Origin of the sequence: Vibrio sp. 10N.261.55.F4 (assembly GCF_041470465.1) — a bacterium.
GTDB lineage: Bacteria > Pseudomonadota > Gammaproteobacteria > Enterobacterales > Vibrionaceae > Vibrio > Vibrio crassostreae_C.
Genome location: NZ_JBFRMM010000008.1, coordinates 18,380 through 40,215 on the forward strand (window position 1 = coordinate 18,380; position 21,836 = coordinate 40,215).

Consider the following 21,836-nt stretch of genomic DNA (forward strand, 5'->3'; position numbering starts at 1 on the left):
GCTCTTGAAAAATACTTATATATTTCAATGCATTAAACACTTGTAAAGCATTGCATTTCTAGATTTGACATGTGATCCAAGACGTGTTTTGAAACTAAATTTCGTAAGTGACTAGAAAGTTAGTTCCCCATCAATATATATTTAGCGGCAGAAAATATAATGCAATACATGGTTACATTTTCGCAGGGTGCTAACATATAGGCTACGGGGGTGTGCCGTTAGAACCCAATATAATTATTTTATCTTTATCAGGAGCATAAACATGTTTAAGAACCTTTTTGCTAGCCTGCAGAAAGTTGGTAAGTCTCTGATGCTTCCAGTATCAGTTTTACCAGTTGCGGGTATTTTGCTAGGTGTCGGTGCAGCAGATCTTCCTTTCATTCCAGAAATCGTTTCAAACTTAATGGAACAAGCTGGTGGTTCAGTATTCGGTCAAATGGCACTACTGTTCGCAGTAGGTGTTGCACTTGGCTTTACTAACAACGATGGTGTAGCGGGTCTAGCTGCTATCGTTGGTTACGGCATCATGACTGCTACACTTGGCGTAATGGCTGGTGTAATGGGCGTTGATAAAATCGATACTGGTGTACTAGGTGGTATCCTAGTCGGTGGTGTTGCTGCTTGGGCATTCAACCGTTTCTTCCGTATTCAACTACCAGAGTACCTTGGCTTCTTCGCTGGTAAGCGTGCTGTGCCAATCATCACAGGTTTCTCTGCGATTGGTCTAGCAATCCTACTATCTGTAGTATGGCCACCAGTTGGCGGCGCTATCTCTGCGTTCTCTGATTGGGCTGCTCACCAAAACCCACAAGTGGCGTTTGGTATCTACGGTATCGTTGAGCGTTCTCTAATTCCATTTGGTCTTCACCACGTTTGGAACGTACCTTTCTTCTTTGAAGCTGGTACTTGTGTAAACGCTGCTGGCGAAACTCAAAACGGTGTTCTTACTTGTTACTTAGTTGCTGATGACGCATCTCGTGCAGCGGGCAATGGCTTCGGTCAGCTAGCTGGTGGTTACATGTTCAAGATGTTCGGTCTACCTGCTGCTGCAATCGCGATTGCACACTCAGCTAAGCCTGAAAACCGCGCTAAAGTAATGGGCATCATGGCTTCTGCTGCGTTGACTTCATTCCTAACGGGTATCACTGAACCAATCGAATTCTCTTTCCTATTCGTTGCTCCAGTACTGTACGCAATCCACGCTCTACTAGCTGGTTCTGCATACGTTCTTGCGAACACTCTAGGTTTTGTACACGGTACATCTTTCTCACACGGTCTAATCGACTTCCTAGTTCTATCTGGCCACGCGTCTAAGATGGGCCTAATGGTTGTATGTGGTATTGCTTACGCTGCAATTTACTACATCGTATTCCGCACTGTGATTAAAGCTCTAGACCTTAAAACTCCAGGCCGTGAAGACGAGACTGAAGAAGAGTCAGTTGCGACTGGTTCTGAACTTGCTGGTGAGCTAGTTGCTGCATTCGGTGGCAAAGCGAACATCACTGGTCTTGACGCTTGTATTACTCGTCTACGTGTTGCAGTAGCTGATACAGCTCTTGTTGACCAAGACAAGCTGAAGAAACTAGGCGCTGCAGGTGTTGTAGTAGTAGCGGGTGGCGTACAAGCTATCTTCGGTACTAAGTCTGACAACCTTAAGACAGACATGGATGAGTGGATCCGTAACAACGGTTAATTCTCTGATTCAATAAATTGAAAGGAGGCCGAAAGGCCTCCTTTTTTGTTTTCTGCTCTATGAAAGATCTATTGTGCTTAATCTCCATTAACTCAGGTACTTATCATTCAACTCGATCATTTGATGGTCGTTCCCAAATTTTTCGTGTCTTTTATCTTTTACCCAGCGATGACACCTTTTGCTGAGATTCCAGTAGACTTCCGTTTTTTAAGTACAGTCTGAGAATATTATGAAACATCGTTACTTGTTCGGCCTTATGTGCTGCAGCGGAGCCTCGTTTGCTCAAGCTTCTGAAGCTCCAGCTTTGGAAGTTGGACTCGCCATTGACCAAGACCTGAGTGTCGTTGTGGAATTTGATCAGAAATACCGTGCTACGATTGGCAATGACGGCGCTGCCTTTGATTACATTTTGAAGCGTGGTCAGTTCGAGACTGAAGCTCCGTTGAGCTGGTACGTCGGTGCTGGTGCTTGGGCTGAATGGAATGACGACTTTGGCTTACGCTTGCCGTTAGGCGTGAAAGTGAATTTCTACGAAGGTTGGAATGCTTACGCTCAAGTTCACCCTGAACTCGATATGTATAAAGGTGTTGAGTTGCAAGTGGGCGGCGCTTTAGGTGTTACCTATAAGTTCTAACCTGAACTAAAACCGTTTTAATAATGAAAAAACCAGCATTTAGCTGGTTTTTTAGTTTGGGCCGATCTTATATTTTTGCTTCATTGAGCCGCTTAGAAAGTAAAACTCAGTCCGACATTGGCTTGGAATTGGTTCATCCAGTCGGTATCAAAGCGAATGATGCACTCTTGCCCGTTATTTGGGATATTACAAACACCGGAGGTATCGTTGTCGACAACCGTGCCTAACCAACGTACTTGTGTGTTCAACGCTAGTCGGTCACTAAATTTGTACTCTAAGCCACCAAAGATAGAAGTTGAGAATCCATACTTATCTTTTGCCCAGTCTACATCGACGTAAGAAGCACCCAGGCCTAGCCCTAGATAACCCGACAACACAGGCGAAGCAGGGTAGTAGATGCTGCTTTGAAGGTGCAGGTATTGGATGGAGGAGCTTAGGTTAAGCGTTTCTAATTCCGAGCTCTGATTGGAGTAGAAGAAGCCGATGCGTCCTTTTTCAAGTGGCGTTTCAATGGCAAAGGTGTAATTTTCAGAGCCTTTCATGTCATAGGTTTTACCGTCCTGGTCTTCGACACTGCCACCGCCGGTATAACCTACCATAGGTGTAATGATGATCTCCGGCGAAGCATACGCGCTTGAAACGGAGAGAAGCGTAATCAGTGCCATCATATTTGCTTTGTTATTCATGAGTATATCCTTATCCATACACTTACTAATTGTGATGGTTACATCAATATTGTGCGACTAATTTCGACGATTCTTGAAGATACTTCACACACCTGATAGTACTTAAATAGAGACTCGACAAATTAATAATAAGCCAGAGGTGTCTATGGACCATAATCTGAAAAATGCCCTACAAATTACCGTGTTTATCTACATGATCATTCTTTCATTTGGCTTTATTGCGATTGGTAGTTAATACCATCTATTGCGAGGCTGAGTTTTGATACTCAGGGAATAATGAATAGTGGGATTATAACCAATATTGATACAGCAATAGACTTGGATTATTACGCTAAGTTTATTGCTGGAAAAACAGCACTGGTCGCTCAAGGTGGCGGACAGAGAAGTATTTTTACTTCTGGAGTGCTGGATGCCTTTCTTCTCTCAAATTTTGACCCCTTCGACGAATTTTTTGGTACCTCAGCAGGTGCTCTCAACTTATGTGCTTATCTGTGCCGTGATAAAGGCCTTGGACGTTCTTTTGTTCTCGACCTCACAACCTCACCAGAGTTCTTCAATCTCTTTTCCTATATACGACACAGAAAGAACCTAGGATTAGAATGGGCGCTAGAACAAATCATGGCTTACCCATATAAGCTCGATCTGGATTTAGGGCGACAAACGCTAGGCGATCGCCACTTCTATGCGGCTGTAACGGATTCCAAAGACTTACGAGACCACTACTTCCCATTATTGGGCGAAGATTGGTACAAGGTGATGATTGCGACCTGTGCTATTCCTCGCTTGTACAATGACGAAGTCTTTATTGGTGACAGTGCTTATGTGGACGGTGGTGTATCGGCGTGTATCCCAGTTCAGGAAGCGTGGCGAAGACAAGCTCGTTCTATTGTGGTGATTCGTACTGAGCCAGTGGTGGAGGAAGGTAATACCCATTTGGTTGAAGCACCAGTTAAGGGATCTTCAGTCAAAGCGCCTAAACCTATATCTGCAGAAGAACTGGAGTGGTTCCGCGAATCTTTCGACAGTGTTCAAGGCCATTGGCAACAGAAAGTGGAACAGTGGAAAACCGACTGGACCTCTTTCTTCCAACAACAAATTATGCGCTCAAAAGAGCAGAAGCGTGACCGTGGGCATTTAGACCTGCTGAACGGTGGTCGCTGGCTATTTGGTGCAGATGATATTTATCGCTTAAGTCATTTAATCGGAGATAAGTTTGATTCAGGGTTGGCTGACATGCTGATGGTGCATTATCAGACCTACTCATTGACTCAGGATTTTTTGAATTCGCCACCAGACGACGCGTTTGTGGTTCAGATAGCACCTAGTCAAACGCTTAAATCGAGCTCATTAATGAGTCATAAAGATGATTTACTGCATGATTACGAATTGGGTTTAGAAGCCGGTTACCGATTTGTGGAGACCTATACCTCAACGGAAAACGCTCGCAACTCGCATATGCCACAGTTAGCCACCATTGCTGCGGGTAACTAATTCCCGAAGTTGATGAGCTAGCATGCTGTGAGCTCGTTATGCTGTTTAAGCAGATTTTAGTGAGTCGTGTTCTGAAATGAAAAAGGGTTATTGAACTTGGTTCGATAACCCTTTTAAGTTTTTGAGATTAGGCGAATCGTTTCGCCTTAAGGTCAAATATTAGGTGACAGGCAAGATTCTCATACAGTTGGTTGACCCTGCTACATCCATAATGTCGCCTTGAGTGACGATCACTAGGTCGCCAAACTTAAGGTATCCTTCTTCTTTCAGGCAATCTAACGTTGATAGTGCAATATCAAAGCTGTCTTTGGCTTCTGTCTCGAAGTAGATAGGTGTTACACCTCGGTACAAGGTACAGCGATTAAGCGTTCCTTCGTTACGAGACAGCGCGTAAATAGGCATGTCAGCACTTAGGCGAGACATCATCAGTGCAGTGCGGCCCGACTCGGTTAGAGTGACAACGCCTTTAATGCCTTCCATATGGTTTGCAGAGTAGATGGTCGCCATCGAAACGGTTTCTTCGGCAGTAACAAAGGTGCGGTCAATACGGTAATTGGATTGGTTATTAATGCCTGCCATTTTTTCCGCACCAATACAGACTTCAGCCATCGATTTTACGGTCTCGACTGGGTAGTCACCAGCTGCAGTTTCACCAGACAGCATCACAGCATCGGTGCCATCGAGTACGGCGTTGGCAACATCCATAACTTCGGCACGGGTTGGCATTGGCGCAGAAATCATTGATTCCATCATCTGAGTTGCGGTGATGACAGTTCGGTTAAGCGCTCTGGCACGGCGTATAAGCTGTTTTTGTACTCCGACTAACTCAGGGTCGCCAATTTCCACTCCGAGGTCACCACGAGCCACCATGACCACATCTGAGGCCATTATGATGTCATCCATGTTCTCAACTGTAGCTACTGTCTCTGCTCGCTCCACTTTTGCGACGAGGTGAGCTTCTAAGCCGGCTTCTCGTGCAAGCTGACGAGCATAGTGCATGTCTTCACCATTACGAGGGAAAGACACCGCTAGGTAATCCACTTTGATTTGTGCGGCGGTGACGATGTCGCGCTTGTCTTTTTCTGTTAGCGCTTCTGCGGAAAGGCCACCCCCTTTTTTGTTGATGCCTTTGTTATTTGAGAGTGGGCCGCCAATGATGACTTCGGTATGAACGCGACAGCCTTCCACTTTGGTTACTTTGAGTTGAACACGACCATCGTCAAGCAACAGTATATCGCCGGCGGATACGTCGTTAGGCAGTTCTTTGTAATCAAGGCCAACGGCTTCTTGATTGCCTTCACCTAAACCTAGGCTGCTATCGAGAGTGAACAGGTCGCCTACGGCAAGTTGGATTTTGCCATCTTTGAATGTCGACACACGAATCTTGGGACCTTGTAAGTCTCCGAGAATGGCGATTTGAGTACCGTGTCTTTTTGCTATTGCTCTGACTTTTTCTGCGCGTTGTATATGGTCGTCGCTGGTGCCGTGAGAGAAGTTCATACGAACAATATTGGCACCGGCTTTGATGATCTCTTCAAGCACGTTACCTTTATCAGTAGAAGGGCCTAGCGTTGTGACGATTTTCGTTTTTCTTAATTCGGCTGTCATGAATACTCCTAGAGTGAGGCCAAGTAATCTTTTAAAAGACTGAATTAAGTATATGCATTAATTGATAATTTATTGGGAGCTAGGAGGATATTTCTTGATTTGCCTTTAATTATTGAATTCAGGGCTCAAATGCGATGTTTTATTCTGAAAATTAAGTCGCAAATTATCGATGTGGGTGTTAATTTTCCTCGAACTATTTGACTCGATACACAAAGATTCATGTATATACGTGATACTGGTCACGGCGATATACCAAGTGACTTCACAATTACTTCGCAAAGTAAAAAAATTACCTCGTTGATGATTTCTGGAGCGTAAAATGTACATGGCTCAACCGGGCCATATTGATCATATCAAACAGGTCAATGCTGGTCGTGTATATAAACTAATTGACCTTAAAGGTCCTATTTCTCGTATCGATCTGTCCAAGCAAAGTGAGTTGGCTCCGGCGAGTATTACTAAAATTACCCGTGAACTCATTGAAGCTCACCTTATTCACGAAACGACGGTTCAAGAAGCCACGACTCGTGGGCGTCCTGCTGTCGGTCTGCAAACCAATAACGAAGGTTGGCAATTTTTGTCGATGCGCCTTGGTCGCGGATACTTGACGATCGCGCTCCATGAATTGGGCGGCGACGTGCTTATCGATACCAAGATTGATATCCATGAACGTGATCAAGACGATGTGCTTGCGCGTCTTCTCCATGAAATCGATGAGTTCTTCCAAACCTATGCCGAGCAACTCGACAGGGTGACGAGTATCGCTATCACACTGCCAGGTCTGGTGAATTCAGAGCAAGGTATTGTGTTGCAGATGCCGCACTATAACGTTGAAAACTTAGCGTTGGGGCCGGAGATCTACAAAGAAACCGGTTTGCCAGTTTTTATTGCCAATGATACCCGAGCGTGGGCATTAGCAGAAAAGCTGTTTGGTAACTCACAAGACAACGACAACTCTGTTCTTATCTCGATTCACCACGGTTTAGGTGCCGGGATCATTCTTGATGGTCGCGTTCTGCAAGGACGTCACGGTAACATCGGTGAGTTGGGGCATATCCAGATCGACAAGGAAGGCAAGCTTTGCCACTGTGGTAATCGAGGCTGTTTAGAAACGGTGGCGAGTTCTCAGGCAATCCGTGAGCAAGTCAAAGAGCGATTGGTAAATGGTGAAGAATCAACGCTAACGGTGTTTGAAGACGTCACTATTGAACAGATCTGTGCTGCCGCTGCTAATGGGGATCCGCTGGCTGTCGAAGTGATTGAACAGTTAGGCCGTTATCTAGGTTCTGCGATTGCGATTGTGATTAACCTGTTCAACCCAGAGAAAATCTTGGTGGGTGGTGTTATCAATCAGGCGAAGAGCGTGTTATACCCGGCGATTCAAAAGTGTATCGAAGAGCAGAGTCTATCGGTTTACCATAAAGACTTAGAGCTGGTGGAATCTCGTTTTTATAAGCAGGCAACCATGCCAGGTGCTGCGCTCATCAAGCAGGCCTTATACGATGGCCAACTGTTAATGAAAGTTATTGAAGGTTAACCCCTTTTTCTCGTCTTGTAGCCTTACCTTGAACCTTTCCATGTACTTAAGCTTTGTATAACATCATTTGTTGTACTTAGTTTAAGCATTCTGTGCATTGGCGCTTTGCTTTAACCTATTGAAGTAGGCTATTGTAGCCACAGTTATTATTTGTCACTAAGGTGTTGTATGTCTGGCGTTTTAAATTCGGTTGATCAGAGAACCAAACTGGTCGGTGAAAACCGTCTGGAACTCTTGTTATTCAGCTTAAATAGTCGTCAACTATTTGCGATTAACGTATTTAAAGTGAAAGAAGTCCTCAAAGTGCCAGTACTCACTCGCTTACCGGGCTCTCATCATCATATTACGGGTGTTGCGTCTTTACGTGGTGAATCGGTGCCTGTTATCGATTTACGCAGTGCCATTGGCTTTCCGCCATCTCGTGCGGAGTCTCAAGAGAGCAACCTGATTATTACGGAATACAACCGAACCGTACAAGGTTTCTTGGTTGGGCAAGTTCGTAATATCGTGAACACGACATGGACAGAAATCCAGCCGCCGCCAAAGACAACAGGCCGTGCAAACTACCTAACCGCTATTACGCATATTCAAGAAGAAGAGCAGCACAAGATCGTCGAGATCATCGATGTTGAGAAAGTGTTGGCTGAGATCATTGATTACGATGTCTCGATCTCTGAAGGCGTTTTAGATGAACAATTAGCTCAGGAGATGATAGGACGCAATGTGCTTATCGTTGATGACTCTTCAACAGCGCGTAACCAAATTAAAGGCACCTTGTCGCAGCTGGGTTTGAACATTATTGAGTGTTGTGATGGCTTAGAAGCACTGACCTTACTTAAGGGCTGGTGTGATGAAGGCAAAGACATCAATCAAGAAATATTGTTGATGATCACCGATGCTGAAATGCCTGAAATGGACGGCTATAAACTGACACATGAAGTACGTACTGACCCAAGAATGCATGACCTATTCATCACGCTAAACACTTCATTAAGCGGAAGTTTTAATGAAGCTATGGTTGAGAAAGTAGGGTGTAACCGCTTTATTTCTAAGTTCCAGCCAGACCTCTTGGTTGAAGTGACTCAAGAGCGAATGCGTCAGATTTTATAATTAATGCTGCTGTACGGTTTGTTTTGAGTGACCTTATAGAAAACGCTTGCTAATATTCACGCAGCATATTTTTCTTAACGAAATATGCTCAACTACTAGCGTAATTTTTCACACACAATCTAAGGTAGTTCCTCTTAATGATATGGTTAACGTCTAAAGTCGTCATGACTTTGAGCTTATTACTGTATAGAGAATTTAAGAAAAGACGTACGGAAGCTGAAGTTGAGTCATAACTCAACAACTGGAATTGAAGGGAAGCGGATGCTTCCCTTTTTCGTTTTTCTTTCTCTCTTTTCTTTAGCCAATGATCGATTGAGAACAGTTGGTACTTCGCTAATGAAAATCCCGAGATTTGGTTTTCAAGCCAACAATTTCATCGGTAATATCGATAAGTTTTCCCGCGATAACATGCACGACTTCACCTTCTTTTTCTAATATCCCTTGTACTTTTAACGCCTTGGCTGTGAGATAAGCTTGCTGTTGAGCGCGTGCGGTTGCTCCCCATACCACGACATTAATATTGCCAGTGCTATCTTCCAGCGTAACAAAGGTGACACCTGCCGCGGTGCCGGGAGATTGTTTACCTGTGACTAATCCGACAACGGTGACCATAGATTTGTGTCTTTGCTGTATTAAATCTTTCATGTGTGTGAATCGACCTAATCGTCCTGCTTCTTCGAGCAAAGTGATGGGGTGCTTGTTCAATGAAATTCCGACACTGGTGAAGTCTTCGAGTAGATCTTGCATCTCATTGGGCTTGTGCAGTACATGTTCGTCATGTCCTGCCTCAGCATCGTCATAGGCTTGGCTAAACAGAGGTAAATCCGACGCCGAGTCCATGATCGCCCAGCGAGTCTGGAAGCGGTCTCCAGAAACGTTATGTAGCGCATTGGCCGATGCCAGTAGCTCGATATCTTTCTTATTCATCGATAACTGTTTCACCTGACTAGGGTGGCGATAACCGGATGGTGGACGATTGGCGAGCACGCTTTGAATTCCATGCTCGCTGAATCCTTTGATTTGTCGCAGCCCTAAGCGAATCGCTAGACCATTCTGATGAGGGGCAACCGTGTGGTCGTTTTGAGAAGCGTTCACACATACCGGAAGAACCACCACATTGTGTCGCTGTGCGTCTTGTACCAACTGTGAGGGGCTATAAAAACCCATAGGCTGGCTATTCAGCAAAGAAGCGTAGAAACATTCTGGGTAGTAATATTTCAACCAAGCTGAGCAATACGCTAATACTGCAAACGAAGCCGAGTGGCTTTCAGGAAAGCCGTACTCACCAAAGCCGCATATCTGTTTAAAGATCTGTTCGGCAAACTCTGTCTCATAGCCACGCTTTTGCATCCCCTCGATGAGCTTGTTTTTAAACTTAAAGACGTTGCCATTTTTTTTCCAAGCGGCCATCGCGCGTCTGAGCTGATCTGCTTCTCCCCCCGTAAACCCTGCCGCGACCATCGCGAGCTTAATCACTTGCTCTTGAAAGATAGGTACACCCAAGGTGCGTGACAGTACCGATTCCACATCTTTAGATGGATAACTAATTGGCTCAATACCATCTCGACGTTTTAGAAACGGATGCACCATATCACCTTGAATAGGCCCTGGGCGTACGATAGCGATTTGAATCACCAAGTCGTAATATGTCCTCGGTTTAAGCCTTGGTAGCATGCTCATTTGCGCTCGTGACTCAATTTGGAAGATACCGACCGTGTCTGCCCGTTGAATCATGCCGTAAACCTGAGGATCGTCTTTGAGGCGGGTGATCTCTGCGATCGTTAGCGAGCGACCATGAATGCGTTTGATTTGGTCAAAACATTTACGAATCGCAGAGAGCATACCCAGTGCAAGCACATCGACTTTAAGCAGTCCCAAGGTTTCTAGATCATCCTTATCCCATTGAATTATGGTTCGTTCGTGCATCGCGGCATTCTCGACGGGAACCAATTCATACAAAGGCCCTGAAGATATGACAAAGCCACCGACGTGTTGAGATAAGTGGCGTGGAAAGCCGATGATCTCATTCACCAAGTGGATAAATTGTTGCCCTTTCAAAGAATCAGGTTGCAGCCCCAATTGAGTTAACTGAGCCTGCCAACCTAGGCTTTTGTCCCTACGGTTGGTGTTCTTGATGAAGTAGTCGAGCTGGGTTTCTTGTAGCCCTAATGCTTTACCGACATCTCTTACCGCACTTTTAAAGCGATAAGAAATGACCGTTGCAGCAAGCGCGGCCCGTTCTCTACCGTATTTTTGGTAGATGTATTGGATGACTTCTTCACGGCGCTCATGCTCAAAATCGACATCAATATCAGGCGGCTCATCGCGCTCTTTACTGATGAAACGTTCAAACAGCACTGAGATCTGTCTTGGATCGACAGAGGTGATTTCTAGGCAGTAACAGACCACGGAATTGGCCGCAGAACCTCGACCTTGGTAAAGAATGCCTTGGCTTTTGGCAAACATGACGATGTCATGAATGGTGAGAAAGAAGAAAGGGTAGTTGAGCCCACCAATCAATCTGAGTTCTTTATCTATGATTTGTTGAATATTGCTAGGCACACCTTGTGGGAAGCGAGCTTGCTTCCCTCTCTCGACCAACATGCGCAGATAACTCATGGGTGTCTCACCTTGAGGAATCAGTTCACTGGGATATTCGTAGCGCAAACTGTTTAACTCAAATTCGCACAGTTCTGAGATTCGGTTGCTCTCTTCTAGCCATTCCGCTTTGAAAATACGTGAGAGCTTATTGATGCTTCGTAAACAGCGCTCGGCATTGGCCAGTAAGTGACTGCCCACTTCAGTAATGGGTTTTTGGTACTTGATCGCAGTGAGTGAGTGCTGCAAGGGTAAGCGGTTAGCATTGTGCATCAATACACCTCCGCAAGCCGTTATCGGCAGGTGATGATGTTGTGACAGCTCGACACAGTAATCGATGTACTGCTGGTCGGTTTGTTTTAGGTGTCGTTGTAAGCCGATCCACAACCGACCTGAATGATGCTGGGAGAGCCATTGCCCCCAGTGTGCGTCTTCATTTTTCTGTTGAGGGAGCCAAAGAATAAAACAATGCTTAGCCGACATGATATCCCACTCAGAGAGTTGATAATGTCCCTTGCTGCTACGACGTCTCGCGTTGGTAATGATACGGCACAGTTCTGCATAGGCTGTTCTATTCGGACATAACAACACTACTTGGCACTCTTCATTTAACCAAAACATGCTCCCGACAATTTGCTTGAGCGACAGTTTATGTTGCTTGATTGCTGAGTGAACCTTAACGATGCCCGCCACTGAGCACTCATCAGTAACAGCGAGTGCTTTGTAACGTAAGAAGTCGGCCTGTAAAACAAGCTCTTCTGCGTGTGAGGCTCCCTCAAGAAAGGAGTAATTACTTTGGCAAAATAGCTCTGAGTATTGCTGAGACATAACGTAATCTTACTTAACCATTGCGAGTGAACATGATTGAAAAGGGACATTTAAATTGCCAGTAAGTCGTACTGAGTGAGCGACTAAATTGTCTTACTGTCTTACTGACTAGCTAAATAAGCCGTGCAAAAACCACTGTTTATCTGGCGTTCTAAAGATCCATAGCCACCGACCGTTTTCGCTGTGAGCAATAAAGTAGTCTCGAATGATTTTCTCGCCATCCCACCAGCCAGAAACAATGCGCTCAGGACCTTGAGACAGGGTGACGCTTTCGGTTAAGGCTTCGGGCTCTGGCAGTAAAATACTGGGCCGGAGTCGCTGTTGGTTGATGTTGAAAGCAGTGGTTTGTTGCTCGAACTCTGGGGGTGTTTGCTTCTTTGCCACAGACTTACTCAGTGTTGGAAGCGAGTACTGATTGGCTTTTTCTGGTCTTGGGTCATGCTGTATTTTGGGAGTCTGAATACAAGCTTGTCCTAACTTGGCTTGAAGTAGTGAGAGCAAATCTAACGCAGCAAGTGTTCCTGTATTGCCATCAAAAAGATCACGGTAGGCCATTTGGGGTTCTCCATGACGAACCAAGCTGAGGGTCAGTCCTTGAACCGGTGCGGTGAGCTTGAGTGACTCTAAGGTGAGATGAGTAAGGTTCGCCCATTTTTCAGCAAGGTAATCACCTTGTGCCGAATAAAAAGAGACAGGGTGATCGTCTTTATCTCTTAGGTGTAAAGTCAGAGTTAACTCGAAAGCCACTCGATCGCGTAGCTTCAAAAAACATTCGAGTTGATTCAGTAATTTCAGCAACGGCTTTTCGATAAATAGGATGTTTTCAATATCAAACAATAGCTCCAAATATTGCTGGAAATTCTCTGGTGGATGATAGAAATCAATCGGGTGCTTGAACTGGCCGTTAAGGCGACCGACATAATTCACCAAGTCGATATCAAAGCGGCGTGCGACCTCTTGCAAAGGCAGCTTTAATAAGTCTTCAACGGTATTGATACCGACACGGTTCAGGCGTTCCACTTGCTTGGTCGGTAGCTCACTGGAAATTAATGCTTGTTGATTGACCCAAGTTTTCATCTGCTCAATATTGTTTGTTGCTTGGTTGATCGCTTGCTTACCCAAAAGGATCGCAGAAAGCGGCGAATAACCCGTAGCGAAGCTGAACTGGATATTGAGCGTTTCTAAGTGGCTTTTGAGCTCATGCCAGTAGTTATCTAGCCCGTCGTAAAGTGACAGCATGTTAGAGGCTTTAATCAACAAACCATTAGGTGGCAATAACGCCATGTCGGAAGTGACCAGATACGCCCATTGAGCGATCTCTTTAAGCTTACTTTTCTCCAGTTCAATACTGTAAGGGTGGACGTGTAAGTTGTGGCACAAAGCTGCTGCAGACCCTAAGCCCATACCAAGCGAAATTCCCGATTGCAGCGCAGCTGGGTTTGCTTGCAGTACATGGTGATCTTTTTCATCCACGATGATAATAGGTTGTTCGCGTGAGTCTTCGCTCGAACCCAATTCATTAGAGTTAAACAAGGTATCCAACTGCAGAGATGGAAAGTGCAGATAAAGCCACAACATACGTTAGCCTTGCTTCGCAATAGGAAAAGCCAGCACAGTGTTACCAGACAAAGCGCGGTCTGAATTGTCTTCATAAACGACTTTCTCTGTGAGTAACGGCCAGTAGTGTGTCATGTCTAGAATAAAGCTGACATACGACCAGCTGCCTTTTCTCTTAGTCACTTCAACCTTTAATCCCTGCGCGTGAGAAGAGAGTTTCATGCTTAAGGAAACGGGCAGGGATAATTGATTATGGCTGGTGGCTTTAAAGTGAAACTGCAGGCACTTACCGGTTTCACTGGCTGCTTGTAGGCGCTTTGTTTGGTGTATTTCTAGATCGGCTCCCCATAGCAATACAGAGTGACAAGCGCCGCTTTTGAGGCACTGCTCAGCTGCCCACAACGCATCGAGATCGCGTTGAGGCTGGATAACGAGAATGTTTTCTAATTCAATGCCTTGGCTGTTAAAAAACTCAGCACAGATCTTCCCTGGCGGGTTAATGAATATGGCCAGTTTTTGCGAGTTTTGTTGAGATAAATAGGGCGTCAGTAGGCGAAGCTCGCCGATCCCTTGTTGTGATTCAACTTCAATAACGCCGTGCGTCGGGAAGCCGCCATCAAGCTGTTTATCCAGTTGAGGATAGCCTGTTGAAGTGGTGCTTCCTTGCGTTGTTGATTGTAACCCTTTCCAGATTAGCTGGCGGTCTTGTAAGTTTTTTATTAGTTCATGCATAATTAAATACCTGTATATTTATACAGTATATTTAACAATGAAAAAGATGCAAAGAGAAATGATGAAAATTAGCGGCAGTAATAGTTGATTGATTTAGATACAAAAAAAGCCGCTATGGAAGCGACTTTTTACTATTGGTCAATGATATCAGTTACTTAGGTTGAGCATCGATACATTGGCCATTAATGTCTGTCACACTTGGGTTCATTAAGTGTAGGTACAGTGGGATGATGTCGAGTGGCGTTTTCAGCTTGTTCGCATCTTCACCTGGGTACGCTTTTGCACGCATACGTGTTTGAGTACCGCCTGGGTTGATCGCATTAACACGGATGTTTGTGTCTTCAAGCTCATCCGCTAAGATCTGCATCATCCCTTCGGTAGCAAACTTAGAAATCGCGTAAGTGCCCCAGAATGCACGGCCAGAGTGACCAACGGTAGAAGAGGTGAATACGATACGACCTGCTTCTGCTTTTTTAAGTGCAGGTAGCAGAGCTTGAGTCATCAAGAACTCAGACTTCACATTGATCTGCATAACATCATCAAAGGTTTCTTCATCAATCTGCTCAAACGGGCTCAGAGTGCCAAGAACGCCAGCATTATGAAGTAGGCCGTCTAAACGACCGAACTGTGATTGAATGGTTTCAGCCATATCAACGTAGTTCTGCTTTGTCGCACCTTTTAAATCCAATGGGATAATTGCAGGCTGCGGGTAACCAGCGCTTTCGATTTCATCGTAAATGAATTCTAGGTTTTTAACATTGCGGCCTAACAGAATGACAGTTGCGCCATGTTGAGCGAAGCTTAGTGCAGCTTGGCGACCAATGCCAGCACCGGCACCTGTAACCAAAATTACTTTATCTTTGAGGGCATCTGTAGAGATTGGGTAATCCACTGTGCTTATCCTTCTTTCTTTTATTATGTTCGTCATTCCATTGATGTTTAATCACACAGATAACCGCAGGAATGATGAGAAATTCTTGGTAATCGTGACAAGATGGTTACAATACACTAATTCATACAATAGGGGATATGACATTGGAATTTTTGTTGGACTACGGCTTGTTTTTAGCCAAGATTGCGACCGTTGTAATCGCCATCATTGCAATTTTAGTCATTGCTAAATCTGTGGGTGGAAAATCAAGCGCGATTAAAGGTGAGCTGGAAATCACGAACCTATCTGAACACCATAAACAGACGATTGAACAATTAGAGCACCATCTACACGATGATGCTTTCATCAAAGCCCGTGATAAAGCAGAAAAGAAAGCGGAAAAAGAGAAAGTAAAATCACGCGGTAAAGAAGTGAAGAAAGCAGCGAAAGAGGGTGAGCTTGATAGCAAGCGTGAACCACATCTATTCGTTCTTGATTTTAACGGCAGCATTGATGCGAAAGAAGTGGCTTCATTACGTGAAGAGGTAACGGCGGTTCTGGCTGTGGCTCGTGAAGGTGATGAAGTATTGCTGAAACTTGAATCTGGCGGTGGCATGGTTCATGGCTATGGTCTGGCGTCTTCTCAACTTGATCGTATCAAAGCGGCTGGCCTGCCTTTGATTATCTCGGTAGACAAAGTAGCAGCAAGCGGTGGTTACATGATGGCATGTATCGCAGACAAAATCGTATCAGCACCTTTTGCTATCGTTGGTTCTATTGGCGTGATTGCTCAACTACCAAACTTCAATAAACTGCTTAAAAAGCACGACATTGAGTTTGAACAGCTAACTGCGGGTGAGTACAAGCGCACACTGACTATGTTTGGTGAGAACAGCGATAAAGCACGTGAGAAGTTCAAAGAAGAGCTAGAAGAGACACACGGCTTATTCAAAGACTTCATTCGTGACCATCGTCCAGCGCTAGACCTTGATAAGGTTGCAACGGGTGAGCACTGGTTTGGTACACAAGCACATGAACTTGGGCTGGTGGATGAGATCCGTACTTCTGATGACTTAGTTGTTGAAGCATGCAAAGACAAGACGGTTCTAGCGATTCACTATGTACAGAAGAAAAAGCTGTCAGACAAGCTAGCTGGCGTGGCAGGTAAATCTGCAGACAGCGTGCTGATGAAGCTGATTGAACGCGGTCAAAAGCCGATTGTTTAAGCTTATTTAGTTCGAGCCTTAAAAAGAAAGCGCATAAGTCATCAGACTTATGCGCTTTTTTATTGCTCCACTTCCGAGCGGGTGACCACTATGTTGTAGGGGGAGCGGAGTTTTATACCCATAATCTACTTACTATGATGGGTATTAAATCTTGGCTCCATAGTCATTGCGTTTCGGACAAGTCGTCAGGATTTCTCGATGACCCGTGTCTTTGAGCTCTTCCAAAATCACATCAAAGCCCCACAAGCGATAGAGATGCTTCATCACTTCGTCGTAGCCTTTATCAAGCGGGATGCGGTCGTGAGGCACATATTGCAGTGTCATTGAGCGGTCACCACGAACATCGACATTAAACACCTGAATGTTTGGTTCAAGGTTACTTAGGTTGTATTGCGCCGCAAGCTTCTCACGAATCAGGCGATAGCCCGGATCATCATGAATAGCACTCACCTCAATGGTATTTTTACGGTCGTCGTCGAGTACAGAGAACAGCTTAAAGTCTCGAATGATTTTTGGAGAAAGGTATTGGCTGATGAAACTTTCATCTTTGAAGTTGTGCATCGCAAAGTGCACCGCTTCTAACCAATCACTTCCGGCTAACTCAGGGAACCACTCTCTATCTTCATCGGTTGGCTCTTCACAGATGCGTCGGATGTCTCTAAACATCGCAAAGCCAAGCGCATAAGGGTTTATACCGCTGAAATAAGGACTGTTGTAGGCAGGTTGTGCGACGACACTGGTATGGCTGTGTAGGAATTCTAAGATGAACTTATCACTCACCAAGCCTTCGTCGTAAAGGTGGTTAAGAATGGTGTAATGCCAGAAGGTTGCCCAGCCTTCGTTCATCACTTGAGTTTGTTTTTGAGGGTAGAAGTATTGGCTCACTTTGCGAACGATGCGAACACACTCTCGTTGCCAAGGTTCAAGCAGTGGTGCGTTCTTCTCGATAAAGTAGAGAATGTTTTCTTGAGGCTCGCTAGGAAAGCGGATCTTGGTCTCTTCTTCCTTACTTTTATTTTGAGGAACGGTTCGCCATAGCTCATTCACTTGAGATTGCAGATAAGCTTCGCGTTCTTCTTGTCTTGCTGTCTCTTCTGCAATGGAAATCTTCTCAGGGCGTTTGTATCGGTCTACGCCGTAATTCATCAGTGCGTGACAAGAATCAAGGAGCTGCTCGACTTCAGCAACACCATATTTCTCTTCACAACCACTGATGTACTTCTTAGCAAACAACAAGTAATCGATGATGGAACTGGCATCGGTCCATGTTTGGAACAGGTAGTTGCCTTTAAAGAAAGAGTTGTGGCCATAACAAGCGTGAGCCATTACCAGCGCCTGCATTGTGACCGTGTTCTCTTCCATCAGGTAAGCGATACAAGGATTGGAGTTGATTACGATTTCGTATGCCAAGCCCATTTGGCCATGCTTGTAGTTTTGCTCGGTTTGAATGAATTTCTTACCAAAAGACCAGTGGTTGTAATTGATAGGCATACCAATGCTCGAGTAGGCATCCATCATCTGTTCTGAAGTAATCACTTCAATCTGGTTTGGGTAAGTATCTAAACGGTAATGCTGCGCAACACGTTTGATTTCTACGTGGTATTTCTCCAAGAGGTTGAACGTCCAATCTGGACCATCAGGCAGCATCTTGTCGTTTTTCTTTTTTGCAGCTTTGTTTTTCTCTGCAACGTTTGATTTCGCTGTCATGGCAAACTCCCTTACGCTGTCTCTTTCTGGAACAGTTCTCTAAACACAGGAAAAATATCATCCACCGTTTTAATGTTTTTCATGGCGAAGTTGTCAAAGCTACTCTCGAGTTTTTCGTATTCGTGCCAAAGTGTTTGATGAGAGCGGCGTGTTATTTCGATGTAAGAGTAATATTGGCAAGTTGGCAGAAGCGTATTGACCAGTAACTCTTTACAGCGAGGAGAGTCATCAGCCCAGTTATCGCCATCAGAGGCTTGTGCTGCATAGATGTTCCACTCATTAGCAGGGTAGCGGTCTGCGACAATTTCCTTCATCAGTTTCAGTGCGCTTGAAACAATGGTGCCACCCGTTTCTTGTGAGTAGAAAAACTCATGTTCGTCGACCTCTTTAGCCTGAGTATGGTGACGAATAAACACAACATCGACGTTTTCGTAGGTGCGATTTAAGAACAGATACAGAAGAACATAAAAGCGCTTCGCAATATCTTTTGTGGCCTGATCCATAGAGCCCGATACATCCATTAGACAGAACATCACGGCTTGGCTAGATGGAATAGGGCGCTTCTCGTAGTTTTTAAAACGTAAGTCGAAGGTGTCAATGAACGGCACGCTTTCAATCTTTTTACGTAACTCGGCAATCTCTTCTTTGAGGCGACCTTCCTCAAAAGGTTGTGCCGGCTCCGTCATTTTAACTTGGTCAAGCTGTTCCATCAGTAGGTTAAGCTCGCGCTTTTTACCTGCTGTCATCGCGGTTCTACGAGCCAGAGATTGCTGTAGTGAACGAACGATAGCGATGTTGGATGGAATCCCCGCGCTTTGGTAACCAGAGCGGTGAGTTTTCCATTCGGTGATTTTGTTGACCTGATTTTTCTCTAGATTAGGTAGAGCTAAATCTTCAAAGAGAATATCAAGATACTCATCTTTTGAAATTTGGAAGGTAAATTCATCTTGGCCTTCGCCATCAGGGCTTGCGTCGCCTTGGCCTGAGCCACCACCTTGACCACCACCTTTAGGGCGTTCGATTTTATCGCCAGTGATGAACTGATCATTACCTGGGTGAACGCGCTCTCTTACGCCGCCTTGACCTTGGTGAAAGTTCGGCTCTTTGATGTCTTTATGGGGAATAGTGACGTCTTCACCTGTTTCTGTATTGGTGATTGAGCGTCGGTTAACTGCATCGGCCACAGATTCTTTGATTTGCTCTTTATGGCGTCGTAAGAAACGCTGTCTATTCACAGCACTCTTATTTTTGCCATTGAGCCTCCGATCGATAAATTGTGCCATAAGAACTCCCTCTCAGCTGATGTCGCGATCCTACTTTTTATTCGGGTATAAGAGTTATTGATTTACTAAGGTATAAAAGTTATTGGTTTATACGAGCTGCTCAGTTGAGCAGCTCAATACCGTTTAGTTATGAGGATTTACGAACTCTTAGATACCACTCAGATAGCAGTCTCACTTGTTTCTCGGTGTAGCCTTTTTCCATCATACGAGCAACGAAGTCGTCATGTTTTTTCTGATCATCCGTTGAGGTCTTAGCATTGAACGAAATAACAGGAAGTAGCTCTTCTGTGTTAGAGAACATTTTCTTCTCAATCACAGTGCGCAGTTTCTCGTAGCTCGTCCACACTGGGTTTTGACCGTTATTGTTGGCTTTGGCACGAAGCACAAAGTTCACAATCTCATTTCGGAAGTCTTTAGGGTTACTGATACCGGCGGTTTTCTCGATTTTCTCTAGCTCACCATTCAGAGAAGCACGGTCAAATAGCTGGCCTGTTTCTGGATCGCGGTACTCTTGGTCTTGAATCCAGAAGTCTGCGTAGGTGACATAGCGGTCGAAGATATTCTGACCGTACTCAGAGTAAGACTCTAGGTAAGCGGTTTGAATTTCTTTACCGATGAACTCTACGTAGCGTGGCACTAGGTATCCTTTCAAGAACTCTAGATACTTCTCGGCGGTCTCTTGAGGGAACTGCTCACGTTCGATTTGCTGCTCAATAACGTAGAACAGGTGCACTGGGTTCGCGGCCACTTCGGCTTGGTCGAAGTTAAACACACGAGATAGGATCTTAAAGGCGAAACGCGTTGATAGCCCAGACATGCCTTCGTCAACGCCAGCATAATCTCGGTACTCTTGGTAGCTCTTCGCTTTTGGATCGGTGTCTTTTAGAGTTTCGCCATCGTAAACGCGCATTTTTGAGAACAGAGAAGAGTTTTCAGGCTCTTTTAGTCTCGAAAGAATGCTGAATTGCGATAGCAGATCGAGTGTGCTTGGTGAGCAAGGCGCTTGGGATAGCTCACTGTGCTCAAGCAGTTTCTTGTAGATCTTAACTTCTTCAGACACACGCAGACAGTAAGGGACTTTTACAATGTACACACGGTCGAGGAATGCTTCGTTGTTTTTGTTGTTACGGAAGGTCTGCCACTCAGATTCGTTCGAGTGAGCGAGAATCATACCGTCAAATGGCAGTGCAGAAAGCCCTTCGGTACCGTTGAAGTTACCTTCTTGTGTTGCCGTAAGTAGAGGGTGTAATACTTTGATTGGCGCTTTGAACATCTCCACGAATTCCATCACACCTTGGTTGGCTTTACAAAGCGCACCAGAGTAGCTGTAGGCATCAGGATCATCTTGAGAGAAGTGTTCAAGTTTACGAATATCAACTTTACCAACCAGAGACGAGATATCTTGGTTGTTTTCATCACCTGGCTCCGTTTTCGCGATCGCAACTTGATCGAGAATAGAAGGGCGCAGTTTGATGACTTTGAATTTGGAAATATCACCGCCAAAATCGTGCAGACGTTTCGCTGCCCACGGAGACATAATTGAGCGAAGATAGCGTTTCTCAATGCCATATTCATTCTTCAATAAGTCGCCGTCTTCGTTAACGTCGAATAGACAGAATGGGTGATCGTTTACTGGGCTTCGTTCACCGTCAGCAGACAATACATAGATTGGTAGTTTCTGCATCAGGGCTTTGAGTTTTTCAGCGAGAGAAGATTTACCACCGCCCACAGGGCCAAGTAGGTAAAGGATTTGTTTACGTTCTTCTAAACCTTGCGCAGCATGTTTTAAGTAAGAAACAATCTGTTCAATCGCATCTTCCATACCGTAGAAATCTTTAAATTCGCTGTAGCGTGAGATGACACGGTTCGAGAAAATACGACTCAGTTGAGGGTCTTGAGCAGTGTCAATAACCTCTGGTTCGCCAATGGCTAGTAATAAGCGCTCGGCAGCATTAGCGTAAGCACTTTTATCGTCTTTACACAGCCCTAAGAACTCCTGCAATGTCAGCTCTTCTTCCTTGGCTGCTTCATAACGTGATTGATAGTGGTCAAAGATACTCATAGTCACATTCCCCTTGTTAACCAGTCAAAACTGACGAGCGATTGAAAAATAGGCTCTCCCTACATTTTAAGGTTAGACCCGCTTCCACAATTTTGCTTAACAATTATGTATTTATTTACAATTTTGCGTGTGAAAAACGTGGCGAGCGCAATAGGCAACTTGAGGCGCGTAGAATCAAATTATTTTACATTCGAGGGGATCTGGCCGTTTGTT

At 44.9% G+C, this 21,836-nt stretch carries 16 protein-coding genes; 7 read left to right on the plus strand and 9 right to left on the minus strand.

Features of this window, described 5'->3' with window-relative positions; all coding sequences use genetic code 11:
* Window positions 1-262: 262 nt before the first annotated feature.
* Window positions 263-1,693, plus strand: coding sequence for a PTS glucose transporter subunit IIBC (ptsG, locus tag AB4249_RS05625; protein WP_102332502.1), 1,431 nt, complete (start codon window positions 263-265; stop codon window positions 1,691-1,693).
* 229 nt (window positions 1,694-1,922) lie between these two features.
* Window positions 1,923-2,327, plus strand: a complete 405-nt coding sequence (locus tag AB4249_RS05630; protein ID WP_372102488.1) for a hypothetical protein — start codon at window positions 1,923-1,925, stop codon at window positions 2,325-2,327.
* Window positions 2,328-2,419: 92 nt separating this feature from the next.
* Here AB4249_RS05630 and AB4249_RS05635 read toward each other — a convergent pair whose 3' ends face one another.
* Window positions 2,420-3,013: an outer membrane beta-barrel protein gene (locus AB4249_RS05635; RefSeq protein ID WP_017067207.1), complete on the minus strand. Its 594-nt coding sequence runs from the start codon at window positions 3,011-3,013 to the stop codon at window positions 2,420-2,422.
* Between the two features lie 145 nt (window positions 3,014-3,158).
* Here AB4249_RS05635 and AB4249_RS05640 point away from each other — a divergent pair, with 145 nt between their 5' ends.
* Both AB4249_RS05640 and AB4249_RS05645 read left to right on the plus strand, forming a co-directional pair.
* Window positions 3,159-3,248: a YnhF family membrane protein gene (locus tag AB4249_RS05640; RefSeq protein WP_100214626.1), complete on the plus strand. Its 90-nt coding sequence runs from the start codon at window positions 3,159-3,161 to the stop codon at window positions 3,246-3,248.
* Between the two features lie 41 nt (window positions 3,249-3,289).
* On the plus strand, window positions 3,290-4,504 hold the full coding sequence (locus AB4249_RS05645) for a patatin family protein (RefSeq protein WP_017063485.1): 1,215 nt from the start codon (window positions 3,290-3,292) through the stop codon (window positions 4,502-4,504).
* Between the two features lie 159 nt (window positions 4,505-4,663).
* Here AB4249_RS05645 and pyk read toward each other — a convergent pair whose 3' ends face one another.
* A complete protein-coding gene (gene pyk, locus AB4249_RS05650; protein ID WP_102321122.1) occupies window positions 4,664-6,112 on the minus strand; it encodes a pyruvate kinase in 1,449 nt (482 codons plus the stop codon).
* Between the two features lie 319 nt (window positions 6,113-6,431).
* Between pyk and AB4249_RS05655 the strand changes: the two genes are divergently transcribed.
* A complete protein-coding gene (locus AB4249_RS05655; RefSeq protein WP_017062140.1) occupies window positions 6,432-7,649 on the plus strand; it encodes an ROK family protein in 1,218 nt (405 codons plus the stop codon).
* Between the two features lie 168 nt (window positions 7,650-7,817).
* Window positions 7,818-8,759, plus strand: a complete 942-nt coding sequence (locus AB4249_RS05660) for a chemotaxis protein CheV (RefSeq protein ID WP_017062139.1) — start codon at window positions 7,818-7,820, stop codon at window positions 8,757-8,759.
* Between the two features lie 333 nt (window positions 8,760-9,092).
* Here AB4249_RS05660 and AB4249_RS05665 read toward each other — a convergent pair whose 3' ends face one another.
* The 4 genes from AB4249_RS05665 to AB4249_RS05680 form a co-directional block, all read right to left on the minus strand.
* The gene (locus AB4249_RS05665; protein WP_372102490.1) at window positions 9,093-12,185 is read right to left on the minus strand and encodes an error-prone DNA polymerase; all 3,093 of its coding nucleotides are present in this window, start codon (window positions 12,183-12,185) and stop codon (window positions 9,093-9,095) included.
* A gap of 108 nt (window positions 12,186-12,293) precedes the next feature.
* Entirely contained in the window at window positions 12,294-13,763 is a 1,470-nt protein-coding gene (locus tag AB4249_RS05670) for a DNA polymerase Y family protein (RefSeq protein ID WP_372102492.1), read from the minus strand.
* A gap of 3 nt (window positions 13,764-13,766) precedes the next feature.
* A complete protein-coding gene (gene imuA / locus AB4249_RS05675) occupies window positions 13,767-14,474 on the minus strand; it encodes a translesion DNA synthesis-associated protein ImuA (RefSeq protein WP_372102494.1) in 708 nt (235 codons plus the stop codon).
* Between the two features lie 151 nt (window positions 14,475-14,625).
* Window positions 14,626-15,366: a YciK family oxidoreductase gene (locus tag AB4249_RS05680; RefSeq protein WP_017062135.1), complete on the minus strand. Its 741-nt coding sequence runs from the start codon at window positions 15,364-15,366 to the stop codon at window positions 14,626-14,628.
* A gap of 137 nt (window positions 15,367-15,503) precedes the next feature.
* Between AB4249_RS05680 and sohB the strand changes: the two genes are divergently transcribed.
* Window positions 15,504-16,571 (plus strand): protease SohB, encoded by a 1,068-nt coding sequence (gene sohB, locus AB4249_RS05685; protein WP_065583981.1) that lies wholly within the window; start codon window positions 15,504-15,506, stop codon window positions 16,569-16,571.
* A gap of 144 nt (window positions 16,572-16,715) precedes the next feature.
* Here sohB and AB4249_RS05690 read toward each other — a convergent pair whose 3' ends face one another.
* The 3 genes from AB4249_RS05690 to AB4249_RS05700 all read right to left on the minus strand — a co-directional run bounded on the left by AB4249_RS05690 (window position 16,716) and on the right by AB4249_RS05700 (window position 21,623).
* On the minus strand, window positions 16,716-18,278 hold the full coding sequence (locus tag AB4249_RS05690) for a SpoVR family protein (RefSeq protein ID WP_372102496.1): 1,563 nt from the start codon (window positions 18,276-18,278) through the stop codon (window positions 16,716-16,718).
* Between the two features lie 11 nt (window positions 18,279-18,289).
* A complete protein-coding gene (locus tag AB4249_RS05695) occupies window positions 18,290-19,561 on the minus strand; it encodes a YeaH/YhbH family protein (RefSeq protein WP_017062133.1) in 1,272 nt (423 codons plus the stop codon).
* Window positions 19,562-19,688: 127 nt separating this feature from the next.
* Window positions 19,689-21,623: a PrkA family serine protein kinase gene (locus AB4249_RS05700; protein WP_017062132.1), complete on the minus strand. Its 1,935-nt coding sequence runs from the start codon at window positions 21,621-21,623 to the stop codon at window positions 19,689-19,691.
* Window positions 21,624-21,836 lie beyond the last annotated feature (213 nt).